At 64.9% G+C, this 12,170-nt stretch carries 10 protein-coding genes; 8 read left to right on the forward strand and 2 right to left on the reverse strand.

What is annotated here, in order from left to right; genetic code table 11:
* Positions 1 to 10 precede the first annotated feature (10 nt).
* The 3 genes from sulP to I6F24_RS03300 all read left to right on the forward strand — a co-directional run bounded on the left by sulP (position 11) and on the right by I6F24_RS03300 (position 2,664).
* Positions 11 to 1,750: a sulfate permease gene (sulP, locus tag I6F24_RS03290; protein ID WP_225149957.1), complete on the forward strand. Its 1,740-nt coding sequence runs from the start codon at positions 11 to 13 to the stop codon at positions 1,748 to 1,750.
* 192 nt (positions 1,751 to 1,942) lie between these two features.
* Complete coding sequence (locus tag I6F24_RS03295; protein WP_036004340.1) at positions 1,943 to 2,374, forward strand: pyridoxamine 5'-phosphate oxidase family protein; 432 nt, start codon at positions 1,943 to 1,945, stop codon at positions 2,372 to 2,374.
* 14 nt (positions 2,375 to 2,388) lie between these two features.
* Positions 2,389 to 2,664 (forward strand): hypothetical protein, encoded by a 276-nt coding sequence (locus I6F24_RS03300; RefSeq protein ID WP_225149958.1) that lies wholly within the window; start codon positions 2,389 to 2,391, stop codon positions 2,662 to 2,664.
* A 157-nt stretch (positions 2,665 to 2,821) separates the two neighbouring features.
* Here the strand turns inward: I6F24_RS03300 and cax are convergent, their stop codons facing one another.
* Positions 2,822 to 3,925, reverse strand: coding sequence for a calcium/proton exchanger (gene cax / locus I6F24_RS03305; protein WP_225149959.1), 1,104 nt, complete (start codon positions 3,923 to 3,925; stop codon positions 2,822 to 2,824).
* A 423-nt stretch (positions 3,926 to 4,348) separates the two neighbouring features.
* On the opposite strand from cax, the gene I6F24_RS03310 reads away from it, so the two are divergent.
* Positions 4,349 to 5,737: an MFS transporter gene (locus I6F24_RS03310; protein ID WP_225149960.1), complete on the forward strand. Its 1,389-nt coding sequence runs from the start codon at positions 4,349 to 4,351 to the stop codon at positions 5,735 to 5,737.
* A 4-nt stretch (positions 5,738 to 5,741) separates the two neighbouring features.
* Here I6F24_RS03310 and I6F24_RS03315 read toward each other — a convergent pair whose 3' ends face one another.
* Entirely contained in the window at positions 5,742 to 7,346 is a 1,605-nt protein-coding gene (locus tag I6F24_RS03315; protein WP_036004332.1) for a B12-binding domain-containing radical SAM protein, read from the reverse strand.
* Between the two features lie 356 nt (positions 7,347 to 7,702).
* Here I6F24_RS03315 and I6F24_RS03320 point away from each other — a divergent pair, with 356 nt between their 5' ends.
* From I6F24_RS03320 to soxX, 4 genes are all read left to right on the forward strand, one after another.
* Positions 7,703 to 8,152: a (2Fe-2S)-binding protein gene (locus I6F24_RS03320; RefSeq protein ID WP_036004329.1), complete on the forward strand. Its 450-nt coding sequence runs from the start codon at positions 7,703 to 7,705 to the stop codon at positions 8,150 to 8,152.
* 12 nt (positions 8,153 to 8,164) lie between these two features.
* Positions 8,165 to 10,351 carry a molybdopterin cofactor-binding domain-containing protein gene (locus I6F24_RS03325; RefSeq protein WP_225149961.1) on the forward strand — a complete coding sequence of 729 codons (2,187 nt, stop codon included), beginning with the start codon at positions 8,165 to 8,167 and terminating at the stop codon, positions 10,349 to 10,351.
* A gap of 104 nt (positions 10,352 to 10,455) precedes the next feature.
* On the forward strand, positions 10,456 to 11,727 hold the full coding sequence (locus tag I6F24_RS03330; RefSeq protein WP_225149962.1) for an NAD(P)/FAD-dependent oxidoreductase: 1,272 nt from the start codon (positions 10,456 to 10,458) through the stop codon (positions 11,725 to 11,727).
* Positions 11,720 to 12,166, forward strand: coding sequence for a sulfur oxidation c-type cytochrome SoxX (gene soxX / locus I6F24_RS03335; protein WP_225149963.1), 447 nt, complete (start codon positions 11,720 to 11,722; stop codon positions 12,164 to 12,166). Before I6F24_RS03330 ends, soxX begins: the two co-directional genes overlap by 8 nt.
* The last annotated feature ends 4 nt before the right edge of the window (positions 12,167 to 12,170 follow it).

Genomic DNA, 12,170 nt, shown 5'->3' on the forward strand with positions numbered 1-12,170 from the left:
AGTGCGCGCGGTGAACGTTTGGACGCGTTGGGTGCCCGGGATCGATACGCTTCGGTACTACGAAGCGGCCTGGCTTCGGCATGATGTCTTCGCAGGTCTCGTGCTGGCGACCATGCTTGTCCCGGTCGGAATTGCCTATGCCGTCGCGTCCGGTCTGCCGGGCATCCACGGCCTCTACGCGACCATCGTCCCGCTTCTGGCCTACGCGATGTTCGGTCCGAGCCGCATCATCGTGCTCGGACCGGACTCGGCGCTGGCAGCTGTCATCCTCGGCGTCATTGTCCCCCTGTCCGGCGGCGATCCGGTCCGCGCCGCAATGCTTGCCGCCATGATGGCGCTCGTTTCGGGAACGGTGCTCATTGTGGCCGGCATCGCACGGTTAGGGTTCGTGACGGAGCTGCTGTCCAAGCCGATACGGTACGGCTACATGAACGGGATCGCGCTGACCGTTTTGATCAGCCAGTTGCCAAAGCTGCTCGGCTTCTCGATCGAAAGCGAAGGACCGCTGAGAGACCTATGGGCTATCGCCGTTGGGATCGGTGATGGCAAGATCAATTGGGCCGCATTCGCAGTCGGATTTGGTACGTTGATCGTCATCCTGCTGCTCAAGGACAGCAAGCGACTGCCGGGAATCCTGATTGCCGTCGTCGGAGCGACCCTTGTCGTCTCACTCCTTGATCTGGGAACTGGTTATGGTGTGAAAGTCTTGGGGCCACTTCCACAAGGTCTGCCGGCCTTCTCCATTCCCAGGATCGGCTATGGCGATCTGATCCCCGTGCTGGCCGGCGGCTGCGCCATCGCTCTGGTCTCGTTCGCCGATACCAGCGTGTTGTCGCGAACCTATGCTGCTCGTCTGGGCGACAAGGTCGATCCGAACCAGGAGATGGTGGGCCTCGGCACGGCCAATTTGGCGACCGGCTTTTTCCAGGGCTTCCCGATCAGCAGCAGTTCCTCGCGCACGCCCGTTGCCGAAGCCGCCGGCGCCCGCACCCAGCTCACATGTGTCGTCGGCGCGTTTGCGATCGCGTTCCTTCTGTTGGCTGCGCCAAACCTGTTGCAGCACCTGCCGAATGCCGCATTGGCCGCCGTGGTGATCGCAGCCGCAATCGGCCTGATCGAGATCAGTGATCTCAAACGAATCTACCGGATCCAGCGCTGGGAATTCTGGTTGACCGTGCTGTGCTTCGTGGGCGTAGCCGTGCTCGGCGCAATTCCCGGAATCGGCCTCGCCATCGCGGTCGCCATTGCCGAGTTTCTGTGGGACGGCTGGCGTCCGCACTCCGCAATTCTCGGGCGGGCGCAGGGCGTCAAGGGCTATCACGACATCACGAGATATCCCGATGCCCGCCTGATACCCGGACTGGTGCTGTTCCGCTGGGACGCGCCGCTGTTCTTCGCCAATGCCGAGTTCTTCAAGGAACGTATTCTGGCCGCGGTCGAGCAATCGCCGACACCCGTGCGCTGGCTGGTCGTCGCCGCCGAACCGGTCACGAGCGTCGACGTCACCGCCTGCGACACAATTGCCGAACTGGACGAGGCGCTCCACGTCAGGGGCATCGAACTTTGCTTTGCCGAGCTGAAGGATCCCGTGAAGGACAAGCTGAAGCGGTTCGGGTTGTATGCGCAGGTCGGCGAAGCCCAGTTCTTTCCGACCATCGGCTCGGCCGTCTCGAGCTACCTCCACATCAACAATGTCGAATGGGAGGACTGGGAGGATCAGGTCGAGGTCGGTCGTCAGTTCGGGTCGTGACGAGCCGGCCAGCGCGACAACCAGCGCAGGGCCGCACCTGCGGCCATTTTCGGCGAGCATGGCGGCCAACCGCCAGACCGCCGCCGGCAATAAGCGAGTCATTGCTGAACCGCGGGCGCGCACTTTCGTCCCCGGCTTCGGGGAACATGGGCCCAATCCAATCGTTGCCTCCGCTCCACTGGAGGAAAGTTCATGCCCAAGAAATCGCTCGCCGAAATCTCAAAGGAAATGGCCGGCATCGACATCGCCATTCTCTCGACGCACACCGAGAACGGCGAGATTGCAAACCGTCCGATGAGCAACAACGGCGACGTCGCCTACGACGGCACCTCGTACTACTTCACCTACGAACAGGCGCGAACGGTATCGGACATCCAACGAAATCCCAAGGTAGCGCTCGGATTCTCATCGGAGGCGGGCCTATTCTCGAAGGGAATCTACCTCGCGGTCGAAGGGACTGCCGAGCTGATCCGCGACAAGGCCGCCTTCCAACAGCATTGGACCAGCGACCTCGACAAGTGGTTCGACAACGGAATCGATACGCCGGGCATCGTCCTGATCAAGGTCAAAGCCAAGCGCATCACTTATTGGACGGGCCGCGAAGAGGGTGAGGTCGTGATCTGACCGACGCGGTGATCGTGCGCCGATTCCTCGATTGGTTCTTCAGGAGCCGCGAAACCGGTGCCATCACCATCGCGCAACGGCCCAACCTCATTCTATGGATCGTGATCGTCGCGGGCCTTCTGCTTTGGATCTGGCCTTCCGCGGGAAGAGCCAGCGTCGCCCTGACAATCGTCTTTAAAAGCGGACTAGTGATTTGGGGCGCCGATGAGATTATCCGCGGCGTGAATCCCTGGCGGCGCTGTCTTGGCGCTGCGGTCGTCGTCTACGAGCTCAGCACGTTTGTGCCGTAAGGTGGGTTCGACGAAGCACGCCCAACCTTCGCGGTTTGCTGATCCCTGCGCATCGCGCAGCCATGCACCCGGGCTGACGCCGACGATCGCGGCCTGGAGCCGACATTTTCTCGTACGACCAATAGCCTGCCGGAGCGAGATCGAGGGGCACCGAACTTCACCCCTGCCCCGCCGGCGGGACCACGTACAGCGTCAGCGCGAACACGGCATAGATGAAGATCAGCAGGGCGCCGACGAACCAGGCCGAGCGCCCGCTGGCCGTGATGAAGGCCGACGTCACCGTCGCGATCATCATCATGGTGACCGCGCCCGGCCAGAACTGCAGGTCCATCGGCTTCGGCCCCACGACATAGCTGAGCAGCACCAAAGCGGGTGCGACGAACAACGCGATCTGCGAGGCGCTGCCGAGCGCAATGCTGACGGCCATGTCGAGCCGGTCCTTGCGTGCCGCGGCGAAGGCCACCGCGAATTCCGCGGCGGCGCCGACCAGCGAGACGACGATGAAGCCGACGAAGGCCGGGCTCATTCCGAAGGTTTCCGCCGCCTTCTGCACCGATTCCACGAAGATCTCGCTGACCAGCGCGACCAGCACGGTGACGACCAGCAGCGTGCCGACGGCCGTTCCGATCGGCCAGTGCGCCTGCTTGTCGTCGTCGCCGTGACCGGCGCTTGCAAACAATTCCTTGTGCGTTCGCAGCGAGAACAACAGGCCGAGCCCGTAAGCTGTGATGAGCAGGACCGAAATGCCGAGGCTGAGCTTGTTGAGGATGCCCCCTCCCTGCGGCAGGTGGTCGAGATCGGCGACCGCCGAAGGCGCAAGCAAGGCGACGGTCGCCATCAGCAACAGGCCGGACGAAAGCCGCGCACCGGCGCGGTTATATTCCTGCACATGATAGCGCAGGCCGCCCAGCAACAGGCAGGCGCCCAGCATGAACACCGCGTTGGTGACGATCGCGCCCGCAATCGAGGCCTTCACCAGCATGTACTGGCCGGCGCGCAGCGCCGTGATGGCGATGATCAGCTCGGTCAGATTGCCGAGTGTTGCATTGAGCAATCCGCCCACGGCATCGCCGGTCTTCGCGGCAACCGCCTCGGTGGCGTGGCTGAGCAGCGCCGCCAGCGGAACGATGGCCAGCACCGCGAGCACGAACAGCAGCGTATGGGAATGTGGCGCCACCGTCTCGGCCACCAGCACGATGGGCACGAAGGCCAGCATCCAGAGCAAAGGGGTATTCCGGATTTCCCTGAGCAGAATCTGCATGTAGCCGCCCTTCCATCGATGCGCTGATGGAAAGGTCGGGCGGCCGCGCAGGTCGAGTGTTGATCTGTCTCAACGCCGGCGTGGTGGAGAAGGCGCGCGCAGGACGCGCATGCGGCCTGCTCCCGGCCGATCGCCGGCACGCTGGCATCCTGCCAGTGTTTTGCCCGACGGGTCAACTTGATTGCGGCTGCGACCGCCGTTTTCGACACGGCGGGAAAATGCCTTGTCGATCAAAGGGCCTCCTACTGTGCATGGGGTTGTTTTTCGACTCTTTTCATTTGGCCCTGCGCTCGCAGCGCAGCCGCATCGCCTGACCTTCGCGCATACACAGCATGCAAGCTTGCGCCTGTGGAAGCCGGCGCCTCCGTAGTACATGCCGAACGTCCCCCATGGCTACGCCGCCGGAGCAGCGCGCCAACAAAAATGACGATCACGTTACCTGCCGCCGCGCGCGAGCCCGACCATCCCACCGCCGACGGTCTTCCGTCGACGCAGCGGCGCTGGGCGGTTGCCGCGATCTTCACTGCGCTCGCGATGGCCTCGCTCGACACTGCCATTGCCAACATCGCCCTGCCGGCCATCGCCGCCGACCTGCACGTCACGCCGGAGCAGTCGGTCTGGGTCGTCAACGTCTACCAGATCGCGCTGGTGGCGACGCTCTTGCCGCTGGGAGCGCTCGGCGAGATCGTCGGGCACCAGCGCATCTATCTCGGCGGACTGATCCTGTTCACCATTGCCTCGCTGTTCTGCGCGGTGGCATGGTCGCTCGACAGCCTGTTGCTGGCGCGGACGCTGCAAGGGCTGGGCGCGAGCGGCATCATGAGCGTCAACACGGCGCTGGTGCGCTTCGTCTATCCCGGCCGCATGCTCGGCCGCGGCTTCGGTCACAACGCACTCGTGGTCGCGACCGCCTTCACCTTCGGGCCCTCGATCGCCTCCGCCATCCTCGCCTTCGGCCCGTGGCCGTGGCTGTTCGCCGTCAACATCCCGTTCGGCCTCATCGCCATCGGCATCGGCTTTGCCATGCTGCCGAAGACCCCGCGCGCCGATCACGGCTTCGACTTGCTCGGCGCGATCCTGGCCACCGCCTGCCTCGGCCTGTTCATCACCGGCATCGGCAGCGCCGCGCACAATCTGTCGCCATTCGTGGTCGGCATCGAGCTGGTCACCGCCCTCGTGCTCGGCGTGATCCTGACCCGCCGCCACGCCGATCATCCCGCGCCGATGCTGCCGATCGACCTGTTCGCCAGGCCTATGTTCGCCCTGTCGGCGGCGACGGCGGTGTGCGCCTTCGCCGTCCAGGGCCTCGCCTTCGTCTCGCTGCCGTTCTATTTCGAGGGTGTGCTCGGCCGCTCGCAGGTCGAGACCGGCTTCTTCATGACGCCCTGGCCGCTGGTGGTCGGCATCATGGCGCCGATCGCAGGCCGCCTCTCCGACCGCCATGCCGTCGGTCTGCTCGGCGGCATCGGGCTCGTGCTGCTCGGTCTCGGCATGGCGCTGCTGGCGACGCTGCCGCCCAATCCCGCCATTGCCGACATCATCTGGCGGATCGTGATCTGCGGCATGGGCTTCGGCTTCTTCCAGGCGCCGAACATGAAGGCGGTGATGGCAAGCGCGCCGCCGCACCGCAGCGGCAGCGCCTCCGGCATCGTCGCCACCGCGCGCCTGACCGGGCAGACCACCGGCGCGGCGCTCGCCGCCGCCTGCTTCGCACTCGCTGGCCACGAGGGCGCGACGCTGGCGCTGGCGCTCGGCGCGGGCTTTGCCGCGCTCGGCAGCGTGATGAGCTTCCTGCGGCTCGCGGTGAAGTAAGGCCTCAGGCCGCCGTCACGCCGACAGCCACAGGAGAGACGGCCTCGTTGTCCAGCGCGGCCAGGCGCTGGTCGATCGCCGCGATGACCTTGCGCGAGTACGGTCCGAGATGCGCATAGGCCGCGATCATCTGCACGGCGATGCGCGCCGATGACGTGTCGCGCTTGGCGCAGTTCATGAAGGTCTGCCAGAGCGGCCCCCGCGCCTCAGGAAGCGCGGACACCACCTTGTGCACGGTCTCCATGGCTCCGAGCTTGGAGCGGATATCGCCTTCGGCAAGCTCGGAACGCTGCCTCGACCGGTCGAGCAGCGTCATCAGACGGTCGACACGTGCTGCATAGGCCGCCGGGCTGTAGATGTGTTCCAGCACCCGCTTGTAGTCCGTCAGAATGTCGCGCAACGGGCGGACCGGATCGAAATTGATGCCCGCCGTGCACTGATCGGCGCCAATCGTCGGGGCCACGTCGTGCCCGGAATGCAGCCGGCCTTCGCGCTCCAGCCGGCGCGTGAGCTGCGTGTTGGGCAAGGCATAGAGCAGGCCGACCATGGCGACGGGGATTGCCGCCTCCTCGATGAAGTCGATCATCGCCTCCGCCATCGAGACCTTCTCGTTGTCGAAGCCAACGATGAAGCCCGCGGTGACGAGCATGCCGGCGGCGTAGATCTTGTGGATGCTCTCGGCGATGTTGCGCCGCGTGTTCTGCTTCTTGCGCATCGCGACCAGCGTCGCCGGGTCCGGACTTTCGATGCCGACGAAGATGCCGAAGAAATTGGCCGCACCCATCAGCTCCAACAGCTCCGGGTCGTCGGCGAGATTGACCGAGGCTTCCGTGGAGAATTCGAAGGGATAGCCGTGCGTGCGCTGCCATTCGGCGAGCTTCGGCAGGAACTGCCGCAGCGACTTCTTGTTGCCGATGAAATTGTCGTCGACGAAGTCGAGATGACCGCGATAGCCCATCTTGTAGAGCGTCTCGAGTTCGACGAACATCTGCTCGATGGTCTTGGTCCGCGGCACGCGCCCGTAGAGCTCGATGATGTCGCAGAATTCGCAGGTGAACGGACAGCCGCGCGAATATTGCACACCGAGATAGAGATAGTCCTCGAACTTGAGCAGGTCGAAACGCGGCACCGGCGTCTTGGTGACGTCAGCCTGGAACTTCGGTGCGGTGAAGAGGCCGGATCGCGCGCCGCTCTCCCAGGCCGCGATGAATTCGTTCATGACGCTCTCGGCCTCGCCGAGCACCCGGAAATCGGCCCGTTCATAGATATGGGGGCTCGAGGTGGGGTCGGGTCCGCCGACCACGACCGGCTTGCCGGCAGCGCGGCAGAGCTCGATCAGACGCAAGGTGTCGGCCTGCTGGGGCAACATTCCGCCGGTGAACACGACGTCGGCCCAGGCGAGATCCTCCTCCCCGAACGGCGCGGTGTTGCAATCGATCAGCCGGACGGTCCAGCTCTCGGGCAGCATCGCGGCGACGGTGATCAGGCCCAGGGGGGCGGCCGGGCGCTTGACGCCCAGCACTTTGCAGGATTCGCCGAAGGTCCAGAAGGACTCTGCCGAGAACAGCGGGTAGAGCATCAGTACGTTGCAGGGACTCGGCACGTTCATGGAACTCCTTTTGCGTCGGCGCAGTGTACCAAAGCGCCCGCGACTTGCACCCCGGCAATAGGGACAAACTGTCGCCGCAGCGCAAGCCGCGCGGGGCCCTGGAACCGGCATTCACAGCCGGACGTCGCCTCAAGCCGCGGATTGGCGCCCTCGGAACAAGGCCTCAACCCGAATCGATTGCGAAGGGATGAGCCAAAACGGCGTCCCGGTCCATACCCAGAGCGGGGGCCATGCGCCCTGGTCGCGCTCGGTTTGTTGATTTGAACCTCGGACTATTGATTTGAACCGTTCCAGTTTGCCGCACACATTGCGCCCCTGAGTTCAATCGGTGGATTGGGCCAATCAGGGGACTTGCGATGGCAAACCTAACAATCAACGGAAAACCCTTCACGCTCGACGTCGAGCCGGATACGCCGCTGCTTTGGGCAATCCGCGAGAATGCCGGCCTGACCGGCACCAAATACGGTTGCGGCATTGCACAATGCGGTGCCTGCACGGTTCACCTCGATGGCGTTGCGATGCGCTCCTGCGGCATCTCGGTCAGCGAGGCCGAGGGCAAGCAGATCACCACCATCGAGGGGCTCGCCTCGGGCAATACGCTGCACAAGGTGCAGGAGGCCTGGATCGCCCAGGACGTGCCGCAATGCGGCTATTGCCAGAGCGGCATGATCATGGCGGTGGCCGCGCTCTTGAACGAGAAGCCGAAGCCGACCGACGCCGACATCGACGAGGCCATCACGAATATCTGCCGCTGCGGCACCTTCCAGCAGGTGCGCGAGGCGATCCACACGATCGCGAGCGCGTAAGGAAATCCCCACATGAACAAGCATATATCGCCGCGGCTCAACCGCCGCGCCTTCGTCATCGGCACCGCTGCGGTCGGTGCCGGCCTTGCCATCGGCCTCGACCTGCCCTTCGGCGGCCCCGCCGTGGTCCGCGCCGCCGACGGCTCGCCGGAGATCGGCGCCTGGGTCGTGGTCAGGCCCGACGACACCGTGGTGATCCGCATCGCCCGCTCGGAGATGGGCCAGGGCTCGCTGACCGGCCTCGCCCAGCTCGTTGCCGAGGAGCTCGAATGCGACTGGACCAAGGTCACGACCGAATATCCGACGCCCGGCCAGAGCGTCGCGCGCAAGCGCGTCTGGGGCGATTTCTCGACTGGCGGCAGCCGCGGCATCCGCTCCTCGCAGGACTATGTCCGCAAGGGCGGCGCCACCGCGCGCGTGATGCTGATCCAGGCCGCAGCCGACGCATGGAAAGTGCCGGCGTCCGAATGCAGGGCCGCGAACAGCATCATCACCCATACGCCCTCGGGCCGGACCACGACCTATGGCAAGGTCGCCGAAGCTGCGGCGAAGCTGACGCCGCCGGCGGACGTCAAGCTGAAAGATCCGAAGGACTGGAAGCTGATCGGCAAGGGCGTCAATCGGCTCGACACCGCCGACAAGACCACCGGCGCGATGATCTACGGCGTCGACGTCAAGCTGCCGGGCATGCTGAACGCTGCGATCAAGGACTGCCCGGTGTTCCGCGGCAAGCTGAAGAGCTTTGACGAAGCCAAGATCGCCAACATGAAAGGCGTCAAGAAGGTGGTCAAGGTGGGCGATACCGCGGTCGCGGTCGTTGCCGACACCTGGTGGCACGCCAAGACCGCGCTGGAGGCGCTGCCGATCGTCTGGGACGAAGGCGACAACGCCAAGGTCTCCAGCGAGTCGATTGCGAAGTGGCTGGCCGAGGGCCTCGACAATGCGCAGCCGGCCTATGTCGGCAACAAGAACGGCGACGCGAAGGCCGCGATTGCCAGTGCGGCCAAGAAGGTCGAAGCCGTCTACTCCTATCCCTACCAGAACCACGCCACGATGGAGCCGATGAACGCCACCGCGCTCTACACGGCCGACAGATGCGAGGTCTGGTGCGGGACGCAGAACGGCGAGGCGGCGTTTGCAGCGGTGCTGGAAGCGTCCGGCCTGCCGGCCGAGAAGTGCGACGTGCACAAGGTGATGTTAGGGGGCGGCTTCGGCCGGCGCGGCCAGACCGACTATGTCCGCCAGGCCGTCATGATCGCCAAGCAGATGCCGGGCACGCCGATCAAGCTGCTGTGGTCGCGCGAAGAGGACATGGCGCACGGTAGGTATCACCCGATCACCCAGTGCAAGATGACCGGCGCGTTCGATGCCAACAACAACCTGATCGCGCTGCACTACCGCCTGTCCGGGCAATCGATCCTGTTCTCGCTCCGCCCCGAAGCGTTGCAGAACGGCATGGATCCCGCGGCGTTCCAGGGCGTCGCCCAATCTGGCGAAGCCGCATTCGGCTATTCGGTGCCGAACCTTCTGGTCGAGCATGCGATGCGCAACCCGCACGTCCCACCCGGCTTCTGGCGCGGCGTCAACGTCAATCACAACGCGATCTACATGGAATGCTTCATGGACGAGCTCGCCCATGCCGCAGGCCAGGACCCGCTCGAATTCCGTCGCAAGCTGATGGGCAACCACCCCAAGCACCTCGCGGTGCTCAATGCGGTGGCCGAGAAGATCGGCTGGACCACGCCGGCGCCGCAAGGCGTCTATCGCGGCATCGCGCAGGTGATGGGCTATGGCAGCTATGTCGCCGGCGCCGCCGAGATCTCGGTGACCGACGCCAACAAGATCAAGGTGCATCGCATCGTCGCCTCCACCGATCCCGGCTACGTCGTCAATCCGGCGCAGGTGGAGCGACAGGTCGCCGGCTCCTTCGTCTATGGGCTCTCCGCGCTGTTCTACGGCGGCTGCACGGTGAAGGACGGCAAGATCGAGCAGACCAACTTCGACACCTACAACTCGATGCGCATCAACGAGATGCCGAAGGTGGAGGCGGTGATGGTGCCGAGCGGCGGGTTCTGGGGTGGCGTCGGCGAGCCGACCATCGGCATCGCGGCGCCGGCGGTGCTGAACGCGTATTTCGCCGCGACCGGCAAGCGCATCCGCCATGTGCCGCTGCGCGACCAGAACATCACCTTCGCGTAAAGCATGATCCGGAGAAGTGTGGAGCTGTTGTCCGAAAAGATCATGCTCAAAGGACAAATCGCGGCGGCCGTATCGGCCGCCGCAGCATTTTCCGGACAGGTCTCATGAATGCGCCGGTGACGCGGCGGAATGCCGTCCTTGGCATCGCCGTCGCGGCTACATCGCTCGCCGCCTCTTCGATCCTGCGCGCGCAATCGGCGGGCCGCGTCGTCGTGGTCGGCGGCGGCTTCGGCGGCGCGGCTTGCGCCCGCGCGCTCGCGCGCGCCGATGCTAAATTGCAGGTCACCCTGATCGAGCCGAACCAGACCTACATCTCCTGTCCATTCAGCAACGAGGTGATCGCGGGCCTGCGCGAGATCGAGGCGCAGCAGTTCGGCTATGACAAGCTTGCCGCCGGGGGCATCAGCATCGTCACCCAGGCTGCGACGGGCATCGACACGCAAACGCGTCGTGTGACGACGGGCGATGGCACCACGTTCGGCTATGACCGCCTCGTGCTCTCGCCAGGCATCGACTTCCATTTCGAGGCCCTGCCGGGCTACGACCATGCCGCCGCGGAAAAGATGCCGCATGCCTGGAAAGCGGGCGCTCAAACTCATTTACTGCGCCGAGAACTGGAAGCGATGGCGGATGGCGGCACGGTCGCCATTGCAATCCCGGCCAATCCTTCCCGGTGCCCGCCAGCGCCCTACGAGCGCGCGAGCCTGATCGCGCATTACCTGAAGTCGAGAAAGCCGCGGTCGAAAGTTCTGATCCTCGACGCCAAGGACGCGTTCTCGCAGCAGCGGCTGTTCGAGAAGGCGTGGAAGGAGCTCTACGGCGACATGATCGAGCGCATCGCACTGTCGCAAGGCGGCCGCGTCACCTCGGTCGATCCGACGACGCGAACCATCGTCACCGAGTTCGGCAACTACACCCCTGATGTCGCCAACGTCATCCCGCCGCAGCGCGCGGGGCGCATCGCTGCCATCGCGGGCGCTGCGGACGCGACGGGCTGGTGCCCGATCGATCCCGTCACGTTCGAGTCGAAACTCGTTTCGAACGTCCACGTCATCGGCGATGCCTGCCTCGGCGGCGGCATTCCCAAATCAGCATCCGCTGCGAGCGCGCAAGGCAAGGCCTGTGCTGGAGCGATCGTGAATCTCTTTGCAGGCCGCGCGCCGGAGACGCCACGCCTGACAGGCGTCTGTTACAACGTCGTCGCGCCCGGTTACGGCTTTTCGCTGGCCGGCAATTACGAGCCCAGGGGCGACATCTTCGCCGAGGTCGAGGGCGGCACCACGAGCCCGGTCGACGCGCCGCGCGAATTGCGCGCCCGCGAGGCGGACGAGGCCGAGCGCTGGTTTGAAACCATCACGGCGGACACCTTTGGCTAGAGCACCGATCCATATCGCAGCGCTGATCTCTGCCAGCCTCGCCTGCAGCGCGAGCGCGGACGAACTCCTGCCCTACGCCATCGTCGGCGACGGCATTCCCGCCTCGCTCACCGGCTCGCCCAGCGATGCCACGCGTGGGCGCGCGCTGGTGCTCGCACGCACGACGACCTGTATGCTCTGCCATTCCGGCCCATTTCCGGAAACGCGGTTCCAGGGCGACCTCGCGCCTGATCTTGCCGGTGCCGGGAACCGGTGGTCCGCGAGCCAGTTGCGACTTCGACTGGTTGATGCCTCGCGCTTCAATCCGGACACCATCATGCCGTCCTATTATCGCAACGACGGCCTCGTCCGCGTCGGACGCAATTTCGCCGGCAAGCCGATCCTGTCGGCTGCGGAGATCGAGGACATCGTGGCTTTTCTTGCAACGCTTCGGGACTAGGTTT

Origin of the sequence: Bradyrhizobium sp. BRP23 (assembly GCF_020194135.1) — a bacterium.
Taxonomy (GTDB): Bacteria; Pseudomonadota; Alphaproteobacteria; order Rhizobiales; family Xanthobacteraceae; genus Bradyrhizobium; species Bradyrhizobium yuanmingense.